Source organism: Salinibacterium sp. NG253 (assembly GCF_015864945.1).
Classification (GTDB): Bacteria; Actinomycetota; Actinomycetes; order Actinomycetales; family Microbacteriaceae; genus Rhodoglobus.
This window is the reverse complement of sequence record NZ_JADYWF010000001.1, coordinates 64,217-84,781: the sequence shown is the minus strand read 5'-3', so window position 1 is coordinate 84,781 and position 20,565 is coordinate 64,217. Positions and strand designations below refer to the sequence as shown.

Genomic DNA, 20,565 nt, shown 5'->3' with positions numbered 1-20,565 from the left:
GGTGCACGCTTGTCCGCATCCCCGAAACATTGGATGGACGAATGCAGACAATCACGGAAAAACCACTGGCCACCGCTAGCCAGGGCCTTGCCCACCACGAGGTCGAGGACGAGATCGACGTCGACGTCGAGGAGACGATGTCAGGAATCAGCGTCGCGGAATTTTCCAGCGCATTCCGCCACTACCCCGGTGGAGTCGCTGTTGTCACGGCGCAGTCACCGCTCGGGCCAGTCGCGCTAACGGTAACGTCGGTCGTTTCGGTGAGTGCTGAGCCGCCGCTGCTGGCGTTCTCGATCGGACACCGAGCATCCACAGCGCCCGGTATTCGCGCGGCGACCTCGTACGTCATCCACTTCCTCGGAAGCGAACAACTCGCTCTTGCGCAACTGTGCGCGACGAGCGGGGTTGACCGATTCGCCGACCGCGGACTGTGGGCACGCCTTCCCACGGGAGAGCCCTATTTCCCGAGTGCTCCGGCACGACTTGTGGGCACGCGCATCGACCAGCTCGATACCGAATCCGCATCACTCATTCTCGTGCTCGCGAAGGAAGCCCACATCACCCCGGAGGCCGATCTCGCTCCCCCGCTGGTTCACCACAATCGCGCGTGGCACCACTTAGGAGAGCATTCGCACCTCGATTGAGGCGTCGCTAGCCGGCGTGTGACTCGGCCACAGCTTCGTCGTCGCCCCAACTCTCCACGAGAGTGACCCGGCCGCGTGAATCCTTCACCGCAAGCACCAACGCGATAATGGCCGTCGCTAGACCAACAACCCCGAGCGGGTTTGCGATCCCAATCGCGATACCGAGAGCGGGCTCATTGGGGCCGCTGATGATGGTCTGCAGACCGATCGGCGTGGAATCGGGAATCGTCAACCCGAGCAGAAAGGCACACACGCCGGATGCGATGAGCATCGTGTGAGTGAGAGGCCGCGTCTCAAAACCGCGGAGTTCAGTGCGCCGCATCGCTAGCCCGATGAGGACCAGCAGCACGCCGAAAAGGACACCTAATGTCGTCGCGTAGATGATGGTGAGATCGCCGCCGATACCAAAAAGGTGGCGTCCGAACGAAACCCAACCCGCCACCGCAACACCACACACGATCGCGGCAACTCCCGCTCGACCAGAACCAGGTGTGCCCGGAGTCGCGCGAACTCGAATAGCGCTATACGTCACGTGAGGTTCCCTACTCTTGCTGTGTTTTCCTCTAATGCTACCGAGCGAAAGTGCTCGAGGTTTTCCACCGATCACCCCGGAAAAGGGGATTGTCATGAGCGAGGCTCACGATGAGACTGAGAGTAACTTTTCCCGAGGAGACCACATGGCAACCGCCACCGAAGGCCGCGTGGCCGTGTACATCGATTTCGACAACATCGTGATCTCTCGATACAACCAAATACATGGCAAGGGGCAGTTCTCGAAAGACAAAGCCCGTAATCATTCATGGGATCCGTCGACACCTACAGCCGTTGGGGCAAAACTCAAAGAGGCTGAGGTGGACGTAGAAGCCATTCTCGACTACGCCTCCTCCTTCGGAACAGTAGCTTTCAGCCGCGCCTATGCCGACTGGTCCGCACCAGTTAACGCTGCTTACCAAGAACAATTGGTGAATCGCGCTGTCGATTTAGTGCAATTGTTCCCGCTAACGGCGCAGCTGAAGAATGGCGCCGATATTCGGCTGTCTGTCGATGCAATGGAGGACATGTTTCGACTTCCCGACATCACCCACGTCGTAATCGTCGCAGGCGATTCAGATTATGTGGCTCTCGCTCAGCGCGCGAAGACGCTAGGACGATTTGTTGTGGGTATCGGGGTCGCTGGCGGCACGAGCAAAGCACTCACCGCATCCTGCGACAAGTTCGCCGACTACGACTCCTTGCTAGGTGTCGCAATAGACCCGCCGCCGCTGCAGACTTCCGGGATCGTTGCCGCGGTTATTCCTCCGAAGAAAGCCGCCAAAGCCACCGCCTTACAAGTCACCACGGCCGCGGCATCAGCAGCCAGCTCGCCCTCAGCGACTCCGGCGACGAAGAAGTCGCCGCCATCCACACCCGCGAAGTCATCGCCCCAAACAAAAACCTCTGCCGCAGCCAAGAAAACTAAAAGTACGGCCGTCGAATCCCCTACAAATGCGATGCGCCCTTTCAAACTCCTTGTTCGCGCAATGCGACTGGTGCAGCAGAAGGAAGATTCAGACTGGCTCAACAGTTCAGCCGTCAAGAATCAGATGCTCAGAATCGACCCCTCATTCGACGAGGCTGCGCTGAAGTTTGAAAAATTCAGCGATTTCGTCACCTCGCACCAATCAAGCGTGGAAATGCAGGAACGTGAAGGAGTTCGGCAAATTCGGCTCCGCGCTAACGCAACGCTACCAAAATGAGTTCGACGCGAAACTAGCCGAGCAGCTGCTCCGCAAGCAGTTCGAGAGCGCGCACACGCACAGGCGAGGTGTTCGCCGCGTCCGCATTGTGAGCCGACAGCCCAGGCACGACCATGACCTCGTCGACGCCGAAGCGAGTGGCGAGCGACCGGATGCGCTGAGCTGCCGCGACAGGCTCGTCGATTACCCAACGCTGGGCCATGTCATCCACCATTTGTTGTTGCGGCGCGGCGAGTTCTGTCGCGGCAGCTTCTTCGATGGTCGAGAGCGGGCCGAGCGGCATGCCGCTGAGGAGGCGCGCCATTTGCTGGAGTTGGGGCAAGGCTGCGGCACGCGCATCCGCCGCCGTTTCAGCAACGGCCACGTTCAAAGTCAGGAATGTCTTGGGGGCCTTCAGCAAGTCTGACGGCACAAAGTTGTCGCGGTAGAGCCCCAGAATGCGCGCGGTTCCTTCGCCCGAGAAGTGGTGGGCAAAAACGTACGGCATGCCCTGAGCTGCGGCTAGACGGGCCGAGTAGTCACTTGAGCCAAGAAGCCAGAGATCCGCAACGGATGCCGCGTTCGGCGTTGCCGTGAGTTCGTAGCTGCGGCCCTGCTGCAGCTGCAACGTGGCACCCTCGGGATTCATGAGGCTGCGGATGTCGGCCACGTTGCGCGGGAACGCGTCGACATCGCTAGTGGTGCCGGTCATCCGCAAATACGAAGTGATCACAGGGTCGCTGCCGGGAGCGCGACCGATGCCGAGGTCGATACGACCAGGGAATGCCGCTTCAAGAATCGCGAACTGCTCCGCGACGACGAGGGGCGCGTGGTTGGGAAGCATGACTCCGCCAGAACCGACACGAATGCGCTTCGTTTGGGCGGCAAGAATGCCAATCAATACTGCAGGGTTCGTGGACGCCACGGCCTTCATATTGTGATGCTCGGCGACCCAGTACCGCGAGAAACCAAGGTCGTCGGCGCGCTGCGCGAGCGCGATTGTCGCCGCCAGGGCGTCGGCCGAAGTCTGGTTGCTGCGGACAGGAATGAGATCAAGAACAGAAAGGCGAAGTGGTGTAGTCATCACTACTATTCAACTCCTTACCAGCGTGAATATTCCTGAACGCGCAAGTTGGCGGCCCTACGACACGAAGCGACCCAGATTCTCAGGTAGACCTTCAGTGCGCGCGCGACCTGCCACTCCCTAGACTGGGGCAATGCACGCTGCTGATTCGTCTCCCGCCGATCCGACCGAGCCGATTGCGCCAGCGGAGCCAACATCACCGAACTCAACTCCAGGCCCTCGGCGAACTCGACGCGTCGCGCGCACGATTTTCATCTCACTCGCCGCAATCGTTGTTCTGCTCGTGGCCGGAATGCTCGTGTGGGCGAATGTGGGGGTGATGCAGGCAGAGCCGGATGCACTGGAGAGCGTGCGAACAAACCCAGCCGTGCACATCACCGAAAACCAAAACTCCTTCGTTCTCACTCCTACCGGCGACGCTTCAGGCGAAGGTCTCGTGTTCATTCCGGGAGCAAAAGTCAGCGCGGATGCCTACCTCTATAAGCTCTCCGGAGCGGTAGCCGAATCAGGGCTCACCGTTGTCGTGACGAAGCCCATCCTGAATCTGGCATTTTTCGACCAACGATCGCTTGATACCTTCACGGATGCGGTGCCCGACATTGATGACTGGATAGTCGGCGGACATTCCCTGGGTGGAGTGCGCGCGTGCCAATACGCCGAGCAACCCGACGTCAGCGGCCTCGTGCTTTTCGGCAGCTACTGCGCCAACGATCTTTCCGAAGTCGACATTCGCGTCCTGAGCCTCAGCGGAAGCAATGACCTCTTGAGCACGCCCGAGAAGATCATGGATGCGGCCGACCTGTTGCCGACATCCACCACCTTCTTTCCCATCGATGGCGCCAATCACGCCAGCTTCGGAGACTACGGAGTGCAAGCCGGAGACGGTATCGCGACTCTCGACACCTCAGTAGTACGAGACGTGATCGCCGCCGAAGTGAATAGTTTTGTGAACAATGGATAGCACCGAAGAAGCCATGGAAGCTGCCAACTGGGGTCTCGTGCTCATCCCGATTCTGGCTGTCATGGCACCGTTGCTAGCACGCGCACTCTCTCCCCTGGTGCGCATCTCGATCGTCGTTTTCGAGCTTCTTCTCGGCATCCTGATCGGGCCAAGTGTTCTTGGCTGGGTTGGGGAATCCGAGTTCGTCGAGCAGCTCTCCGACTTCGGCTTGGCAATGCTGTTCTTTATGGCCGGAAACGAAATCCGACTGAGCGCTATTCGCGGCCGGAATGGTCGACGCGCATCACTCGGGTGGCTCGTTGGGCTGGTCGCCGGAGTGGCGATCGGTTATCTCATCGAGCCGGGATTTGGCGCCGTCGTCATCGGGATCGCGCTTTGTTCGACGGCACTCGGCGCAATCATGCCCATCCTGCGTGACGCCGGGGAACTGCCCACCCGGTTCGGCAATTCCGCGGTCGCACTCGGTGCCGTCGGCGAATTTGGGCCGCTGATTGCCATCTCCATTTTTCTCGGAGCCAGCTCACTCGGAGTCTCCACGATCGTGTTGGGTATATTCATCCTGATTGCGATGACGCTGCTGTTCCTCGCGGCTCGCATCGAACACAACTCGCTCCACCGCCTCGTGACAGCAACCCTGCACACCTCAGGTCAGTTCGCGATCCGACTGGTTATCTTCATCGTTGCGGCACTGGTCGTGCTGAGCATCGTTCTCGACCTAGATATGCTCCTCGGTGCATTCGTCGCCGGTTTGCTCTGGCAGGTCATGATGCGCCAAGCTCCCGAACGCGACCGCGCGATGGTCGACTCCAAGTTGGATGCCATCGCCTTCGGATTCCTTGTTCCGATCTTTTACATCAACACGGGAGTGTCGTTCGAACTCAGCGCCCTCACCTCCGACTTGAGCGTGGCGGCTCTCGTGCCCGTGTTCCTCGTGCTTCTGCTTGTCGTGCGCGGCGTGCCCTCGATGTTCGCCGCACGGAAAGGCGCGAGCACCCGCGAACGCGCCGCGCTAGGCCTTCTCGGCGCCACAGGGTTGCCCATCATCGTCGCCGTCACCGCAATCGGCGTCGATAGCGAATACATCGACTCTGGTATCGCCGCTGCTCTCGTCGGAGCCGGTCTACTATCCGTGCTGATCTTCCCGGTTATCGCGATGGCGTTGCGCGGAGACGCCGCCCAGCTGCACGCGAGCAGCACCGGGGATGATGCCCAAGACCTACCTGGCGAACCACACATCGCCGAAGAGGCCTAAGCGTCGCGACGGCCGACTCGCTGAAGCCGACGCGACATCGCCAACGCTCTAGGTGAGCGCCACCCTGTTAAATGAGCGCCGCCTCGCTAAGCGAGAATCGGGATCGTGCCTGTCGCCGTGTAGCCCGCAGAGTGTGGCAATGGCTCGCCCAGAACATCCGACGTGTCGTGCGCGACAACGGCCGCTTCGACGGGAGGCTCGGCGTGGGCGTGAATGATCGGAATGGACTCGGTGAGCGCCACTAGGCCGTCGCTGATGGTAACGAGCGGATCGGCATCCGTGCTCGAGAAAATCGGGAATGAACGCCCCTCATCGGGCAAGCGGCGACCACGGCGAATGACCACGATCGTGGCGGCGGCAAGTGGGATCGCGACAGCGCTGGGAGCGGCAACCCAGAACGACGAACTCATCAGACCGTAAGCGCCCCAGACGGTGTAGCCAAAGACCAACAGCCACTGCGTGGTCTCCGAAATACCGGCAAGACGCACGGCGTCGTTGCGGCTCTGCCAGGTGATACGGGCCTGAGGAACCCACATCAGGAAGGAGAAAACGGTGCCCGCGAATCCGAGTGCGTTAATAGCGATTTCGGTGATGTTCATACCGGTTGATCTGATCTTTCTGACGGCCTAGGGAAGAACTCCCGAAGGGGCACGATTGCCGGGCATCAACGCGATGTCACGCTCATTCTAAGCACAAAATACGTCGTGCACCATCACCCCAGGGGAGGTACTTTTTTGCTGGCCGTCAGCGTCAACAATCGCGTCCAAATACGACTGTCAGCACTGCGCTGAGCGCGTCACGACCGGTTCCACTTCCAGTCGGCCACTTCGGGCATATCCTCGCCGTGTTCTCGCGTGTATTGACGCGCGTGCAGTCGGGTGTCATGCAGTTCCTGCCAGAAGGCCGCATGCCGCGAGGTGAGGCCCGGAACCCGCTCAAGCACGTCGATGACCAAGTGATAGCGGTCGAGGTCGTTGAGCATCACCATGTCGAACGGTGTCGTCGTCGTGCCCTCGTCTTTGTACCCGCGCACATGCAGGTTTGCGTGCCCCGTGCGCTTATAGGTGAGGCGGTGAATCAGCCACGGATAACCGTGGTGGGCAAAAATCACGGGCTTGTCTGTCGTGAAAATTGCGTCATACTCGGCATCGCTGAGACCGTGCGGATGCTCCGATTCGCTGTGCAGGCGCATCAAGTCGATGACGTTGACGACCCGCACGCGCAGCTCGGGGATCCGCTCACGCAAGATTTGCGCGGCCGCCAACGTTTCTAGGGTCGGAACGTCGCCGGCACAGGCGAGGACGACATCCGGTTCTTGGCCGACAACTTCGGTGCCAGCCCACTCGAACAGCCCGATTCCCCGCGTGCAGTGTTCAATCGCCGCGGGCATGTCGAGCCAGTTGTTCTCGGGGTGCTTGCCAGCGATGACGACGTTGATCTTGTTGACGGATCGCAAGCAGTGGTCGTAGGTGGCGATCAACGTGTTGGCGTCGCACGGGAGGTAGGCCCGCACGACATCAGGCTTCTTGTTCATGACCAGGTCAAGAAAGCCGGGGTCCTGATGCGAAGCGCCGTTGTGATCTTGACGCCAGACATGCGAGCTCAGCAGATAGTTGAGCGACGCCACCGGGCGACGCCACGGAATCGCGTTTGCACCCTCGAGCCACTTGGCGTGCTGATTGAACATCGAATCGACGATATGGATGAACGCCTCGTAGGAGTTAAACATGCCGTGCCGACCCGTGAGTAGGTAGCCCTCGAGCCAGCCCTGACACTGGTGCTCGCTGAGCATCTCCATGACGCGCCCCGCCCGCGCGAGGTGGTTGTCGGAATCGATGGGGAGGTATTCGGCATCCCACTGTTTATCGGTGGTGTCGAAGACAGCACTCAGACGATTGGATGCCGTGACATCGGCCCCAAAGATACGGAAGTTCTCGGGGTTGTCGCGAATCACATCGCGCAGCCACTCCCCCAGAGCGCCCGTCGCCGAGCTCGTGGTTTCGCCCGGATTCGGTACGTCGACGGCGTACTCCCGAAAGTCAGGGAGGCGCAGCGGTGCACGGAGCAGTCCACCGTTAGCAACGGGGTTGGCGCTCATACGGCGATCTCCCGAAGGAGCAAGTGCGATCGTTAATTCGCGTGGTGCCCCGCTCTCGTCGAAGAGTTCCTCTGGGCGGTATGAGGCCATCCATTCCTCAAGCTGCTGCAGATGTTCCTCGGTGTCGCGCACGCTCGCGAGCGGCACCTGGTGCGAACGCCAGTTGTTTTCAACCGGGTGGCCGTCGACCACTTTCGGACCCGTCCAGCCCTTGGGCGTGCGCAGAATGAGCATCGGCCAGGCCGGGCGCCCCTCGAGCGTTCCTGCTGCGGCATCCGCCTTGATCCGTGCGATGTGATCGACGATGTCGTCAAGCGTCGCCGCCATGCGCTCATGCACAGCACGAGGATCTTCGCCGTCGAACCCACCAGAGACGACGTAGGGCGTGTGCCCGTACCCGCGCATCAGATCACACAGTTCGTCTTCGGGAATGCGGGCCAGCACTGTCGGGTTCGCAATTTTGTAGCCATTGAGGTGCAGGATTGGCAAGACCACGCCATCCCGCTCCGGGTCAATGAACTTGTTCGAATGCCAGCTCGTCGCGAGCGGCCCCGTTTCAGCTTCACCATCGCCGACGACCGCGGCAACAAGCAGGTTGGGGTTGTCGAAGACGGCGCCGTAGGCGTGCGACAGGGCATAGCCCAGCTCGCCACCCTCGTGGATGGAGCCCGGAGTTTCAGGAGCCGCGTGGCTTGGAATGCCACCCGGGAACGAAAACTGTCTGAACAACTTGCGGATGCCATCCGCACTCTTATCTATATCGCCGTACGTCTCGCTGTAAGTGCCATCGAGGTACGCACTCGCGACAACGGCAGGACCTCCGTGACCCGGCCCAGCCACGAAAATGGTGTCGGTGTCGCGTTCCTGAATGATGCGATTCAGATGGGCCCACACAAAGTTCAGGCCGGGCGTCGTGCCCCAGTGCCCCAAGAGTCGAGGCTTGGTGTGCTCGCGGCGGAGAGGTTCACGCAGCAGCGGATTGTCGAGGAGATAGATCTGGCCGACAGCGAGGTAGTTGGCTGCGCGCCACCACGCGTCGAGCTGATCGAGCGTGTGGGGTTGCACTTCGGCGGTACGAGGGCCACACCATGGCTGGCGGGCGACGGGCTCTTGAACAGGCACGAGATTCTCTCTTCTCTTCACGATGATGTGGTTGAGGTCATCCGTTCGATCGCGACCCCATTCTCGCTGAGGGCGCCCCGCCAGTTTAGGAGCAGAGCACAGCTCTGTGGGCCAAATACAGCGAGCCTGAGGGTACGCCGATACCGCGCACAGCGGCTCGGGCAGTTACCCTCGATACATGGGTTCGCGAAGCGCACGACAGCAGGGTGCGTTGGCGTCATGGAACGACGAACGTGGCTTCGGGTTCATCACCGTTGACGACCCACGCGGCACTAACGGCGCTGGCAACAGCAACGGCAACCGCAACGGCGAAAGCGTCTTTGCCCACATCTCTGCCTTCCCACGCCGTGACACCCGCCCGACTCCCGGTGAACGGGTGAGTTTCGTGGTCGAGCACACGAACGAAGGTAAGGTTCGGGCTCGCACAATTCGTTACCTCTCCGCCTCAGGTCGACCGCTGCGCACGAAACGACGCAAGCCCGGCACCATGAGCTATGTCGTGCTGGCTACCTTCATCGTCGCGATCGGTATTCTCACCACCATCGGTGCCCTCCCGTGGCTATTTGCAGCGTTATATCTCGTGATGAGCATCATCACGTATGCCCTCTATGCCAGCGACAAGAAGGCTGCGCAAACAAAACAGTGGCGAGTGACCGAAAGTGCCCTTCTCGGTCTCGGGTTGTTCGGCGGCTGGCCGGGCGCGATTCTTGCGCAACAGCGACTGCGCCACAAAACCCACAAACCGCTCTTCCGCCAAGCATTCTGGGGCACTGTTGTGCTCAACATTCTGGTGTTTGCGATTCTGACAACAGCGCTCCGGGAACCGATGCTCAACCTTGTGCGTCTCATTCTCGACGTCACTTCTACCTAGACCTGCCGAGTTCATCGCCCGCGTTCTAGGCTGGAGCCATGGAATCTTCCGCCACGTTCCGCACTGTCCGTCGCTCCCGCACAGCGCCCGCGATGGTGGCGCTGCTTGCTGTCTCTGTTGCCGTTTCTGGATGCACGGCAGCGGCATCCGGTCGTCTTGAGGTCATTGAGGGCGACTCCCCAGCCTCTGATGTCATCGCGCTGAGTGCGGGCAGCAGCGACGTGGCCGTGGTGCGAACGGTCGACGCTGCGGTCGAACAGCTTCCTGAGTTGGCCGCAATCGCGATGAATGAGACCGGAACCCCCGGTCTCGCGATCGCTGTCGTACACAACGGCGAGATGATCTATGCCGACGGTTTTGGAGTGCGCGAAGCAGGAACCACTGACCGGGTGGAGGCCGACACGGTGTTCCAAATAGCGTCAGTTTCGAAATCCCTCTCTGCCACGGTCGTCGCCCGCGCCATTACCCAAGACGCAGTGGAGTGGGACACTCCCGTGCGCACGCTGCTGTCTGATTTCTCTCTTGCGGACTCGTACGTCACGCAGAACGCAACGATTGGCGACTACTTCAGCCACCGCACCGGGCTCGCGACCGGGGCTGGCGATGACCTGGAAGATGTCGGCTACGAGCGCGACTACATCCTCGACCACCTTCGGTATCAGCCCCTCGACGATTTCCGCAGTAGCTACCACTATTCGAACTACGGCATCACGGTAGGAGCGGAAGCGACCGCTGCAGCGCTTGGCATGGACTGGAACGACGCCATCCGTGAACTCGTTTACGAACCGTTGGGAATGACTGCCACAAGCTCGAGCTATGCGGATTTTGTGGCGCAGCCCAATCGGGCAACACTCCACACCCTTGTCGATGGCGAATTTCAGCCGCTCTTCGAACGTAATCCCGACCCGCAGTCCCCCGCGGGAGGCGTCTCATCGACCGTCGGCGACCTGTCCCAGTGGATGACGATGATCCTGGCCGGTGGTGAACATGACGGCCAGCCGTTCGTCATGCCCGAATCGCTCGTGCCAGCGATCACGGCGCAGAGCATCAGCGCGCAAGCCTCCGCCCCCGATCAGCGCACCGCAAGCTACGGCTTCGGGTTCAACGTGGGCAGCCAGGCCGGTGGCCGTACAACACTGAGTCATTCTGGCGGCTTCGTTCTCGGCGCTGGCACGAACTACCAACTCGTGCCCAGTCTCGATCTGGGGATCGTGACTCTGACCAATGCGGGCCCCATCGGCACCGCGGAAGCCCTCAACGCGCAGTTTCTCGATCTAGTTCAGTACGGCGAGATTCAGCGCGATTGGCTCGGCGACTACTACGGTGCACTTTCTGGACTCAACGCCCCGGCAGGAGATCTTGTCGCAGAGACCAAGCCCGACACCGCTGGGGCTTCCCTTTACCTCAGCGATTATGAAGGCACCTACCGCAATGACTACTTTGGCGACCTCGTCGTGACTGAAGTCGATGGTTCGTTACAGGCTGCCCTCGGCCCGCGCGAAAACTACATTCTTACGCTCGAAACTTGGGACTCTGACACCTTTGCCTTCGTCCCCACGGGCGAAAACGCGCCCCACGGCTCCCTCTCTTCGGCGACCTTCGCGCGGTCAGGCGGGGCCGTCACCGGGGTGACGCTGGAGTTCTTTAACGCTCACGGACTCGGAGAGTGGCGCCGCTAGCCCTCAGTGGCCTCGTACGTGCGCATCCGCTACGCGAGCGAAAGAAAGAGCTTCTCGATCTCGTCTGACTGAGGCGAGCCTTCGGCATCCGGGTTAATGAGGCATTCCTTCATCGCTTCGGAGATCACGAGGAACCCTGCGCGGTCGAGAGCTTTCGAGACTGCAGCCAGCTGGTGCACGACGTCGCGGCAGCCGGCCCCTGTTTCCACCGTGGCAATCAAGGCGCCCAATTGTCCTTGAGCGCGTCGTAGGCGGTTAACAATCTTCTTTTGAGCGTCAGCGTCTGCGGCTGACACGGGTTCTGATGCAGGCAAAACCATGTTCGTCTCGTTTCTCTCGAGTGAGTTGACAGTTGAGATACCCCGTGGGGTATAGTTGTCAGCATACCCCCTAGGGTATTTTACGAAAAGCCAATCAACGAAAGCAGAGTTATGTGCAGAGCAGTCACGTGTCGCGTATGCGGCAAAACTACGTGGGCCGGATGCGGAGAACACATCCAGACCGTCAAGCGCAGCGTGCCCGCATCCAACTGGTGCAACGGCAAGCACTCGCAGTCGGAGATTGACGCCGCGAAATCAAATCAGGGCGGCTTTTTTGCCCGCCTCTTCGGTCGTTAGGAGATCACATGTGTGCACAAGTCACTTGCCAGAACTGCGGTAAGCCCACCTGGGCTGGCTGCGGAGAACATATCGAGGATGCCCTCGCCAACGTCGCTGAACGCGACCGTTGCCACTGCTAACGAGCAACTACTGCTCACCCGCAGCCACCGCTAACCACGCACCGTCGTTAGCGTCTCCCCTCCCCCGGACATAGCGAACACTCACTGGAGTAAACATGCTTCTCGAACGCATCTATGACACCGACCTCGCTCAGGCTAGCTACTTCATCGGTTGCCAAGCCAAAGGCGAAGCGATCGTTGTTGACCCCCGCCGCGACCTCGACGTTTATCTTGAGATCGCCGCCAAGAACGGGATGACCATCACGGCCGTCACCGAAACCCACATTCACGCCGACTACCTTTCCGGCACCCGCGAGCTTGCCGCTCGCACCGGTGCGGAGATTCTGGTGTCTGACGAGGGTGGCCCCGACTGGACCTACGGAAGCGCCTTCGACGGTGCTGTACGTATGAAAGATGGCCACATCATTACCCTCGGCAACATCACGCTGAAGGCTGTTCACACTCCCGGGCACACGCCTGAACACCTTTCCTTCTTGGTCACCGATGGTGCGCAAGCTGACGCTCCCGGTTTCATGCTCAGCGGAGACTTTGTCTTCGTCGGAGACCTCGGCCGCCCCGACCTTCTCGATGAAGCTGCCGGCGGCGTTGACACCCGTTTCGGCGGAGCGAAAGACATCTTCGCGAGCCTGCGAGACCGCTTCCTCACCCTTCCCGACTATGTGCAGGTTTTGCCTGCCCACGGTGCCGGCAGCGCCTGCGGCAAAGCTCTCGGCGCCATTCCGACAACCACTGTCGGGTACGAACGCGCGTTCGCGTGGTGGAGCCACTATGTGGAGAACAACGACGAGCAAGGTTTCATCGACGAGCTGCTCAACGGTCAACCGGATGCTCACGCCTACTTTGGCCGCATGAAGGTGCAGAACCGACAGGGCCCGAACGTCATGGGCACCGTTACCCCGCTGCGCGAGTACACGACCGAGGAAGTTGCGACAGCGCTCGATGCCGACAGCGCCATCCTTATCGACACTCGCAACAACAGCGAAGTTCACCGTGGCACTGTGCCGCGATCCCTCAACGTCCCTGGGCCCGAGAAAGCAGCAAGCTACGGCGCTTGGGTCTACAACCCCGACACTGAGTCGCGGCCCGTCATCCTGCTTGCCGACGACCTTGAACACGCACAAGAACTGCGCGATCACCTCGTGCGCGTGGGCATCGACACCGTGTCAGGCTTCGTGACGACCCTCGATGGGCTCAATCTTGTTGTGCCCGAGCTTGTCGATCCCGCCACGCTCGATGACGTTGAGCGCGTGCTTCTGCTCGACGTACGCAACAAAACCGAGTTCGCTGAGGGCCACATCCCCGGGTCAGAACAACTGAGCGGTGGCCGCGTCATGTGGTCGCTCGACCAGCTCCCCCGCGAAGGAACCATCGTGACGTATTGCCAAAGCGGAGTGCGCAACAGCGTGGCCGCGAGTGCCCTGCGCCGCGCTGGCTACGACGTAGCCGAACTGGATGGCTCGTACCTTGGCTGGCTCGCAACTCCCGGTGCCGTTCCCGCGGTCTAACGCGCCCTCATGGAACCAAACCTGATTATCGCGCTGGCCCTTGCCGTGCTCGTGGGAGTTTCCCTCGGCATGCTCGGCGGGGGCGGCTCGATCCTCACCGTGCCGATCCTCACCTACGTTGCCGGCTTTGAGCCACAGCAGGGGATCTCGGCTTCGCTATTTATCGTGGGCGTCACGAGCGCCGTCAGCGTTTTCCATCATGCCCGAGAAGGGCGCGTTCGCTGGCGAACCGGATTGATTTTCGGTGCCGCGGGAATGGCTGGCGCTTTCGCCGGAGGTATTGTCGGCGGCTACATCCCCGGAACAGTCCTGATGGTGCTCTTCGCCGCCATGATGGTCGCCACCGCAACTGCCATGATCCGCGGGCGCAAGAAGGTGCCGGCGGGATCAGTTCACGAGCCAGCAAAGCTTCCCGTCCTCCGCATTGTTCGGGACGGCTTCTTCGTCGGAATTGCCGCCGGGCTCGTGGGCGCTGGGGGCGGCTTCCTCATTGTTCCCGCGCTCACGCTTCTCGGCGGGCTTCCGGTGGCGGTCGCCGTGGGCACCTCGCTACTGATTATTGCGATGCAGTCGTCGGCAGGGCTTGTCGCCCACCTCTTTACCGTTGACCTTCCGTGGCCAACCATCCTCGCATTCACCGGGATCGCCGTTGCGGGCTCGTTTGTGGGCGCCGCTCTCGCTGGTCGAATTCCCGAAACCGCCCTGCGCAAAGGATTCGGAATCTTCGTTCTCGCTATCGGCGCCTTCGTGCTTGTGCAAGAAATCCCGCAATTGCTACCCCTCGTGACAGGAGCGTGACCGTTGCCGACGATCACACCAGCAACGACAACGTCGACCCCGGCACACGCTCCCACCGTGGGTTCCCTCGTCGAGGGCTATGACATTCCGGTGGTGAACGAGCGCGCCGTGCGCGTCGCTGCAAGCATTCTCTTTCTTGCCGGAGCAGTCTCGATCACTCTTGCTGTCATCCAGCATTCAGCCGTTCCGCTTCGCCCGTTCGGCGTCTTTTTTATGATGGATATGCTCGTGCGTGTCACGATCGGTGATCGTTGGTCACCGACACTGGCTCTAGGCCGTCTGCTCGTTCGACGACACCAGCCCAATTGGGTCGGTGCCCGCCAGAAGGAGTTCGCCTGGTGGCTTGGCTACGGCCTCGCCCTACTCTCGTGCGCCGGAATGGGCGTGCTTGGTGCGCCGCTCGAAGCCACACTGCTGTTGTGCGGACTGTGCCTCACCATGCTTTTCTTAGAAGCCGCCTTCGGCATCTGCGTTGGATGCTCACTTCAGCGCTTGCTCACAAAAACCCCACCCCAATACTGCCCAGGCGACTCATGCCGGGTTTCCGAATAACCACCCGTTTCACAAGGAGAAAAAATGTTCCGTCCCCTCGCCGCTCTCGCTGGTTCTCTCGTCGTACTCGCATCGATCGCTGGATGCTCGACCGGCGACGCCTCTCCGGAGATCGAGCTCACCGCCGACACCATTCTCATCGACGTTCGCACCCCCGCGGAATACGACGCTGGGCACCTTGAGGGCGCCACACTGCTCGACCTCAATGGTGGCGAGTTTGCTGCGGCTCTTCCCACACTTGACCCCAACGCTGAGTACGCCGTCTACTGCAAGTCGGGCAACCGTTCCGGTCAAGCTGTCGCCCTGATGGAAGAAGCTGGCTTCGAGAACATCATCGACCTCGGCTCCATCGGTGAGGCAGAAGCCTCCACCCAGATCGAGGTTGTGCAGTAACCCACCACCGTTCGTTCGCGGCCGCACATTCGGGCAATCGACGGATGCTGCGGCTCCGAACCACTGAGGTGAATATGACACCCGCCTCCAGCACGCACTACAGCGCCGACAACCGGTTTGACCGCGCCACTGCGGGGTTTTCCCGCGTCGTTGTGCCCACCGGTCTGGGCGATGTCGTGGTGCACGTTGACCCGAACGCTGCCGCGAGCTCGGATACGGCCACAGTGCTTTTGCACGGTGCCGCAGGTTCGTGGACAACCTGGCTACCCCTGATCCGCGACGCTCACAGCGCGCATAAACCGTTGCAGAATGTGGTTGCGATCGATCTTCCCGGCTGGGGTGAGAGCGGCAGCGTCCGCCCTGGAACCACGGTCGAAGACATGGTGGATGCAGTGGCCCACGTCACGAGAACCCTCGGCTTTGCGAGGTGGAACGTCTTCGGCCACTCTCTGGGAGGGCACCTTGCGCTCACGCTGGCAGCTCGGTATCCGGAGCGCACGTCGAGCGTGACCGCCATCTCGGCAACCGGACCTGGTGCGCTGGCGGTGCTGCGGCATCCGGTTCGACGTTTCAGCGTTCTGCCGCTGTTGGCAGGGATGCTCGGTGCGATGCGGTTACTTTCCGCGCTCGGTCCTGTCGGTCGAGTGGTGGTGCGTGCGTTGCACCGAATGAGACTCCTGGCACCGCTCAGCGCTCCCCTTTTTGCGAACCGACGCGAGCTCGACAGTTCAGTATTCGATTCACTCGCCGCAGAGCTCCGTGCGCGCTCGTTTGTTCAGGGTGCTGAGGCAGCGGCCCGTTACGACGAGCGAGACTGGGCGAGCATCGAGTGCCGCGTCACGCTAGTTCGTGGCAAAAAAGACGCGTTCGTAAGCGCCACTGACGATGCCTGGTTTGCGAAAGTCCTCCCTCATGCCACCCAGCAGGCGCTGGCGAATGTCGGCCACTTTGCGCACATAGAAACTGTAGGAGTGCGAACGTCGACTCCTCAGTCACGACAACTGGCTGCCTAGCGCAGGCTAATGGCGCCGCACCAGAACGACAGCGTCACTGGTAGTCGCTGGCTCGCCCGCGTGATTGGTCACCTCTCGGGGCCGCTCTTCGCACAGAAGTATGTCCCATTCGTCGGGGTCCAGCGCAAGCATCTCGACTTCCGCTTCGGGAGTCGGAAAATCGAGGTGTACCGGATGACCATGATCGTCACCGCGCGGCGGCGACGCGTGCGAAGTGATCAAGAGATGACCACCGGGTGCCACACGCGACGCCGCAGCCTGCAAGATAGGACCACGCGCGAGCTCGACCGGTGAGTGGAGAAAGCTCGCGGTCACGAGGTCATAGAGCTCAGCAGTCTCCAGCTCGGAAAGGTCCGCGGCAATAAATGTCGCTGCGTCCGAGGGGATGGATAATTTTAGGGCTGCTTCACGAGCTCGCTCGATTGCGCGCGTGGAGATATCGATTCCCGTTGCGCTCCACCCGTTCTGAGCAAGCCACAGGACGTCTCCTCCCTCACCACACCCAAGATCAAGTGAGCGACGAGAAGTGGACGAGCTCGCCGCCCCAAGGGTGGGCGCTATCGAGGCGAGAACGCTGTTCACGCGCCCCGACCAAATGTGGTCGCTGTCTCCATAGCGATCCTCCCAGAACTCGCGCGGAGCGACCCTGCTCTTGTCGTTGGCAGGCTGAGCATCATGCTGAGAGTGTCCCATGACATCAGTCTGCGCGGTGTCGCTGAGATCAGGCAACTCGGTGCGATAAAGCGCCGCGAGGGAGCGCCTCTCAGCCCTGCGAGTGGCTAGCGTTGTCGGTAGATAGTTTTTCTGTGGATAAAGGCGGTATTCGTGCTCCAACTCGACAACATCACCAAAAGCTTTGGGGCGCGCACAGCGCTTGACGGGGTGACCTTTTCGGTGCGTGACAGCCGCATGACCGGTTTCGTCGGCGGCAATGGTGCCGGAAAGACAACAACGATGCGCATTCTTTTGGGCGTTCTCAGTTCGGATGCCGGCGAAATTCAACTCGACGGCGCCCCTCTCGACGCCGAACAACGGCGTCGTTTCGGCTACATGCCCGAGGAACGTGGGCTCTACCCAAAAATGAAAGTGCGCGAGCAACTCGTCTACTTCGCTCGGCTCCATGGCTTCACGCAGGCCGCGGCTGGCCGCAACGCTGACAGCCTGCTCGAGGAACTCGGTTTGGGTGAGCGTCGCGATTCCACGTTGGAGAGCCTCTCGCTCGGCAATCAGCAACGCGCTCAGATCGCCGCGTCTCTCGTGCATGATCCCGAAGTGCTCGTTCTCGACGAACCGTTCTCGGGGTTGGATCCCCTCGCCGTCGATACCGTGGTCGAGGCGCTCAAGCAGCGGGCCGCATCCGGAGCATCGGTGTTGTTCTCCTCTCACCAGCTCGAAATTGTTGAACGGCTGTGCGATGACCTCGTCATCATTGCGGATGGCCGCATTCGTGCCTCCGGTGAGCGCGAAGAACTGCGCACCCAACACTCGGCACCGCGCTACTCCATCGTGTGTAGCAGCGACCTCGGCTGGCTCCGCGGCGAACCCGACATCACCGTGGTCGAGTTTGGCGGTGGCCACGCTACTTTCGATGCCGCTGAGCCCGCCGCAGCGCAGCGAGTGCTGCGACGAGCGATGGCTGACGGTGATGTCACGTCGTTTTCGCCCCAGCGCGCCTCCCTCGCCCAAATTTTTCGAGAGGTCATCTAATGAACACCACTACCGCTGCTCGCCGCGCCCCCAGCTTCACCCAGTCAGTCGTGCTCGTCGCTGAACGAGAAATTACTACACGGCTGCGCTCTAAGAGCTTTCTCATCACCACCGGCATCCTTTTGTTGCTCGTGCTGGGCGGGGTCATCGCCGGCGGCATCATGTCAAAAAATGTTTCCACTACACCAGTGGCGGTCGTTAGCTCGGTGTCGTCAGAACTCTCGAATGTGCCCGGGCTCGAACTGACGGTCGTCGACACCCGTGCAGATGCTGAAGCCCTCGTCACCGACGGAACAGTAGATGCCGCGGTGGTGCCGTCAGAAGAGGGCGCCGCCGTTCCCGTCACCGTCATCGCCGAGAGCGAAGCACCCTCGTCGTTGATGCAGGGACTCAGCCTGAGCCCCGAGCTGATTTTGCTCGACCCCAGCGATACCAGCTATCTTCTGAGCTATCTCGCTGCTTTTGCTTTCGGAATCGTATTCTTCGCCTCGGGCATGACGTTCGGCCCGATGATCGCGCAGAGCGTCGTGGAAGAAAAGCAAACACGCATCGTGGAGATTCTGATGTCAGCGGTGCCCGTTTCGGCGCTCATGGCGGGCAAAGTGATCGGCAACTCGCTGCTGGCCTTCGCTCAAATCGTCGCGATCGCGGTGTTGGCCGTAGTGGGCCTTTCGGTCACCGGCCAAGCTGAACTCTTGACTGTCCTCAGCGCTCCGCTGCTCTGGTTTGTCGGGTTCTTCATCATCGGTTTCATCCTGCTTGCAGCCCTCTTCGCCGCCGTCGGAGCGATGGTGTCTCGTCAAGAAGACTTGGGAACAACGATGACCCCCGTAACGATGCTGATCATGCTGCCCTACTTCGCAATCATCTTCCTGCACGACAACCCCGTCGCCCTGACGATCATGTCGTACGTGCCGTTCTCTGCCCCGGTCGGGATGCCGATGCGCCTCTTCCTCGGAACCGCTGCCTGGTGGGAGCCCCTCATTTCCCTCGCATTGCTCATCGTCACTGCGGCACTTGCTGTGCTTCTCGGCTCGCGCATCTACAACAACTCACTGTTGAAGGTGGGCAGCCGGGTGAGCTGGTCTCAGGCCATCAAGGGCTAACGAACGGTGATGTGCTCGTTGTCTGCCGGCATCGCGTCGCGTTCTTCGATTTCGTCACCGATGATTACGGAACCGAAAACCATCGGCATTCCGTGCCCGGTCCAGACAGAGGCGCGATCCATCAACTGAGCATGCACGTGGGGCTCGCTGGAGTTGCCTGAATTGCCGCAGGCGCCGATGGGCTGCCCCGCGGTGACTCTGTCGCCAACTCGCACGATCGCTGATCGCTGCTTCAGGTGGGCAACAAGGGCGAACACCCCGTCGTCACCACGAATGATGATGGTGTTTCCCACGATGAAACGCGGGCCGCCCAGCTCCCTGAGGGTGCCTTCAACCATCATGTAGCCGAAACCGAGCAGAGATGCACGAGCGCGGTGGTCTCGCTGCGAGTCGGCAACACGCACCACGACGCCGTCGATCATGGCGCGTACCGGCTCGCCAAATGCGGGATATTCCGTCGGATACCGCAAGACGATCCCGGTGCCGAACTCGGGCCTCACTCGATCTGCGGGGTCAAAGACAAGATCGACAGCGTGCGTCTGGCCGTACGCGCGAACCCCATGACTTGGCACGCGTGTTGCGGGACTGTTCAACGCCATCCACCGGCCGGTCACCGGTGACGTCACTGTCCGTGGCTCCCACGTGGGCAAGAGCTTCACCCCGGGAATGACCACGGCGAGAACCAGCAACATCCCTAGAATCCCCACCAACGGCACCACCGAAAGCACCGTTTTTACCGGGACAAACGGGATCACCTGGGCACCAATTGTGCCCGCAAAGATCGCAATAACTGACACAAAAAGCAGCACTCCCCGCGCACGGTAAAGAGCGCTGATCACGCGTTTCATAGCTCTGCTTTCATCGGGGCGGTTGCTTGAGGGGACAGGCCTGAACCCTCGGTGGCAAGACGTCGAATAACTTCGAATCGTTCGAGCACCACAATCGTGTCGTCATTTACCTTGAACTCGGGATCGCCGAGGAACGCGCGCATGTCATCACCGTGCCAGTAACGTTCGTGGCCAGCACGCCACTCCGCAAGCGACGAATAGCCTTCGCCCTCGTTGCGAGCGTGCTCCCAACTCACGTCAACGAGCCGAGACTGTTCGACGGTAACAATTTTGACAATGGCAACCGGAGCGTCCCGAGAGTCGACGACCACGTAGCGCTCACCAGCCACCGGCAGAGGATCGCCCTCAATGCCGTACTCCACAAGAGTCGATGACGTCGAGGTTTTCTTACCCGCAAGGATGGCGGCAACCAAGGTATCGCGCAGCGGGCCGGGAAAGCCGAACTCAGAAACGGGCAGGTTGTCGATCTCGCCCACGT

At 60.8% G+C, this 20,565-nt stretch carries 21 protein-coding genes; 13 read left to right on the top strand and 8 right to left on the bottom strand.

Translation table 11 applies throughout. The annotated features are described in order from the left end of the window. Positions 1-41: 41 nt before the first annotated feature. On the top strand, positions 42-644 hold the full coding sequence (locus I6E52_RS00435) for a flavin reductase family protein (protein WP_197154176.1): 603 nt from the start codon (positions 42-44) through the stop codon (positions 642-644). A 7-nt stretch (positions 645-651) separates the two neighbouring features. Here I6E52_RS00435 and I6E52_RS00430 read toward each other — a convergent pair whose 3' ends face one another. Next, a complete protein-coding gene (locus I6E52_RS00430) occupies positions 652-1,176 on the bottom strand; it encodes a hypothetical protein (protein ID WP_197154174.1) in 525 nt (174 codons plus the stop codon). A 145-nt stretch (positions 1,177-1,321) separates the two neighbouring features. On the opposite strand from I6E52_RS00430, the gene I6E52_RS00425 reads away from it, so the two are divergent. Then, positions 1,322-2,380: an NYN domain-containing protein gene (locus I6E52_RS00425; RefSeq protein ID WP_197154172.1), complete on the top strand. Its 1,059-nt coding sequence runs from the start codon at positions 1,322-1,324 to the stop codon at positions 2,378-2,380. 13 nt (positions 2,381-2,393) lie between these two features. Here I6E52_RS00425 and I6E52_RS00420 read toward each other — a convergent pair whose 3' ends face one another. Next, on the bottom strand, positions 2,394-3,443 hold the full coding sequence (locus tag I6E52_RS00420) for an LLM class flavin-dependent oxidoreductase (RefSeq protein WP_197154170.1): 1,050 nt from the start codon (positions 3,441-3,443) through the stop codon (positions 2,394-2,396). A gap of 133 nt (positions 3,444-3,576) precedes the next feature. Between I6E52_RS00420 and I6E52_RS00415 the strand changes: the two genes are divergently transcribed. Together I6E52_RS00415 and I6E52_RS00410 are read left to right on the top strand one after the other, a co-directional pair. Beyond that, positions 3,577-4,404 carry an alpha/beta hydrolase gene (locus I6E52_RS00415; protein ID WP_197154168.1) on the top strand — a complete coding sequence of 276 codons (828 nt, stop codon included), beginning with the start codon at positions 3,577-3,579 and terminating at the stop codon, positions 4,402-4,404. Continuing rightward, positions 4,397-5,656, top strand: coding sequence for a cation:proton antiporter (locus tag I6E52_RS00410; protein WP_231601716.1), 1,260 nt, complete (start codon positions 4,397-4,399; stop codon positions 5,654-5,656). The genes I6E52_RS00415 and I6E52_RS00410 overlap by 8 nt, the downstream gene beginning before the upstream one ends. An 86-nt stretch (positions 5,657-5,742) precedes the next feature. Here the strand turns inward: I6E52_RS00410 and I6E52_RS00405 are convergent, their stop codons facing one another. Continuing rightward, complete coding sequence (locus tag I6E52_RS00405) at positions 5,743-6,255, bottom strand: hypothetical protein (protein WP_197154166.1); 513 nt, start codon at positions 6,253-6,255, stop codon at positions 5,743-5,745. 197 nt (positions 6,256-6,452) lie between these two features. Further along, the gene (locus I6E52_RS00400) at positions 6,453-8,819 is read right to left on the bottom strand and encodes a phosphoketolase (RefSeq protein WP_197156821.1); all 2,367 of its coding nucleotides are present in this window, start codon (positions 8,817-8,819) and stop codon (positions 6,453-6,455) included. A gap of 235 nt (positions 8,820-9,054) precedes the next feature. Here I6E52_RS00400 and I6E52_RS00395 point away from each other — a divergent pair, with 235 nt between their 5' ends. Further along, the gene (locus tag I6E52_RS00395; protein WP_197154164.1) at positions 9,055-9,747 is read left to right on the top strand and encodes a DUF1294 domain-containing protein; all 693 of its coding nucleotides are present in this window, start codon (positions 9,055-9,057) and stop codon (positions 9,745-9,747) included. A 38-nt stretch (positions 9,748-9,785) separates the two neighbouring features. Beyond that, positions 9,786-11,426: a serine hydrolase gene (locus I6E52_RS00390; protein ID WP_197154161.1), complete on the top strand. Its 1,641-nt coding sequence runs from the start codon at positions 9,786-9,788 to the stop codon at positions 11,424-11,426. 29 nt (positions 11,427-11,455) lie between these two features. Here I6E52_RS00390 and I6E52_RS00385 read toward each other — a convergent pair whose 3' ends face one another. Further along, on the bottom strand, positions 11,456-11,746 hold the full coding sequence (locus tag I6E52_RS00385) for a metal-sensitive transcriptional regulator (protein WP_197154159.1): 291 nt from the start codon (positions 11,744-11,746) through the stop codon (positions 11,456-11,458). Positions 11,747-12,260: 514 nt separating this feature from the next. Between I6E52_RS00385 and I6E52_RS00380 the strand changes: the two genes are divergently transcribed. The 5 genes from I6E52_RS00380 (at position 12,261) to I6E52_RS00360 (ending at position 16,426) form a co-directional block, all read left to right on the top strand. Further along, on the top strand, positions 12,261-13,670 hold the full coding sequence (locus tag I6E52_RS00380) for a rhodanese-like domain-containing protein (RefSeq protein ID WP_197154157.1): 1,410 nt from the start codon (positions 12,261-12,263) through the stop codon (positions 13,668-13,670). 9 nt (positions 13,671-13,679) lie between these two features. Beyond that, complete coding sequence (locus I6E52_RS00375; RefSeq protein WP_197154156.1) at positions 13,680-14,468, top strand: sulfite exporter TauE/SafE family protein; 789 nt, start codon at positions 13,680-13,682, stop codon at positions 14,466-14,468. A 3-nt stretch (positions 14,469-14,471) separates the two neighbouring features. After that, entirely contained in the window at positions 14,472-15,020 is a 549-nt protein-coding gene (locus tag I6E52_RS00370) for a DUF4395 domain-containing protein (RefSeq protein ID WP_231601714.1), read from the top strand. Positions 15,021-15,044: 24 nt separating this feature from the next. Then, complete coding sequence (locus I6E52_RS00365; protein ID WP_197154155.1) at positions 15,045-15,413, top strand: rhodanese-like domain-containing protein; 369 nt, start codon at positions 15,045-15,047, stop codon at positions 15,411-15,413. A gap of 74 nt (positions 15,414-15,487) precedes the next feature. Beyond that, a complete protein-coding gene (locus I6E52_RS00360) occupies positions 15,488-16,426 on the top strand; it encodes an alpha/beta fold hydrolase (RefSeq protein ID WP_231601713.1) in 939 nt (312 codons plus the stop codon). Between the two features lie 6 nt (positions 16,427-16,432). On the opposite strand, the gene I6E52_RS00355 is transcribed toward I6E52_RS00360, so the two are convergent. Next, complete coding sequence (locus I6E52_RS00355; protein ID WP_197154153.1) at positions 16,433-17,119, bottom strand: bifunctional 2-polyprenyl-6-hydroxyphenol methylase/3-demethylubiquinol 3-O-methyltransferase UbiG; 687 nt, start codon at positions 17,117-17,119, stop codon at positions 16,433-16,435. A gap of 132 nt (positions 17,120-17,251) precedes the next feature. Here I6E52_RS00355 and I6E52_RS00350 point away from each other — a divergent pair, with 132 nt between their 5' ends. Beyond that, positions 17,252-18,133 (top strand): ABC transporter ATP-binding protein, encoded by an 882-nt coding sequence (locus tag I6E52_RS00350; RefSeq protein ID WP_197154152.1) that lies wholly within the window; start codon positions 17,252-17,254, stop codon positions 18,131-18,133. Then, positions 18,133-19,239 carry an ABC transporter permease gene (locus I6E52_RS00345; RefSeq protein ID WP_197154151.1) on the top strand — a complete coding sequence of 369 codons (1,107 nt, stop codon included), beginning with the start codon at positions 18,133-18,135 and terminating at the stop codon, positions 19,237-19,239. The genes I6E52_RS00350 and I6E52_RS00345 overlap by 1 nt, the downstream gene beginning before the upstream one ends. Here I6E52_RS00345 and I6E52_RS00340 read toward each other — a convergent pair. After that, on the bottom strand, positions 19,236-20,087 hold the full coding sequence (locus I6E52_RS00340; protein ID WP_197154149.1) for a M23 family metallopeptidase: 852 nt from the start codon (positions 20,085-20,087) through the stop codon (positions 19,236-19,238). The two genes, I6E52_RS00345 and I6E52_RS00340, sit on opposite strands and share 4 nt — an antisense overlap. Further along, positions 20,084-20,563 carry an ASCH domain-containing protein gene (locus I6E52_RS00335; RefSeq protein WP_197154147.1) on the bottom strand — a complete coding sequence of 160 codons (480 nt, stop codon included), beginning with the start codon at positions 20,561-20,563 and terminating at the stop codon, positions 20,084-20,086. Before I6E52_RS00335 ends, I6E52_RS00340 begins: the two co-directional genes overlap by 4 nt. Positions 20,564-20,565: the final 2 nt, after the last annotated feature.